Source organism: Actinoplanes palleronii (assembly GCF_016862315.1).
Lineage (GTDB): Bacteria > Actinomycetota > Actinomycetes > Mycobacteriales > Micromonosporaceae > Actinoplanes > Actinoplanes palleronii.
Window position 1 is genome coordinate 1 of sequence record NZ_BOMS01000231.1, and the last position, 972, is coordinate 972.

The window sequence follows — 972 nt, forward strand, 5'->3', positions numbered from 1 at the left end:
ACGCGGTGAGCGCATGTCGCCAGCGCTGCTGGCAGAACAACTGGGTGATCGATTTGGACATTCAGAAGTTCTTCGACAGCGTCGATCATGCGCTGATGCTCAAGGCGGTCGAAAAGCACGCTGATGTTCCGTGGGTGGTGCTCTATGTCAAACGGTGGCTGGTCGCGCCGTTGCAATTGACTGACGGCACGCTGCAGACACGGGACCGGGGGACTCCGCAGGGATCGGCGGTATCACCTGTGCTGGCAAATCTGTTCATGCACTACGCGTTTGATGCGTGGATGGCCCGGGAATGCCCGGGGGTTCCGTTCGAGCGTTATGCCGATGATGCGGTGGTGCATTGCGTGAACCAGGGTCAGGCAGAGCGCCTGGTCCAGGCTATCGCTACTAGAATGGAAAAGGTCGGGCTGCGACTGCATCCCGACAAGACGAAGATCGTATACTGCAAGGACGCGAGCAGGCGTGCAACATATGAGCACACCTCATTCACGTTCCTCGGTTACACGTTCCGCCCTCGCGGGGCTCGGAACGAACGTCAGCACGTGACGTTCACTTCGTTCGCGCCGGCGATCAGTAAAGAAGCCCTGAAGAAGATCAGTGGAACAGTCCGCCGCTGGCGGCTGGACCGCAGAACAGGCCAGACCCTTGCCGACCTCGCACAGTGGATAAATCCCATCGTGCGTGGCTGGATGCAATACTACGGACGGTTCAACCGCTCCGTCTTGTATCCGTTCCTACAACGTATCAACGCCTACTTGGTGCGGTTTCTGCGGAACAAGTTCAAACGAGTCCGATCCTTCAAGAAGGCCAAGGCAGGCTGGCAACGCATCACGAGTCAGTACCCGAAAGCCTTCGCCCACTGGGCGTGGATCAAAACCTTCTGATGATCAGAGCGACAAGAGCCGTATGACGGGAGACTGTCACGTACGGATCTGTGAGGGCCGGAGGGTGAGACTCCCTCCGGCTACTCGG

General features: G+C 58.4%; 1 protein-coding gene. It reads left to right on the forward strand.

Going from position 1 to position 972, the window contains the following annotated elements; genetic code table 11:
• The coding region (locus Apa02nite_RS50755) for a reverse transcriptase domain-containing protein (protein ID WP_203831586.1) at positions 1-884 on the forward strand (884 nt) is incomplete at its 5' end.
• Between the last annotated feature and the right edge of the window lie 88 nt (positions 885-972).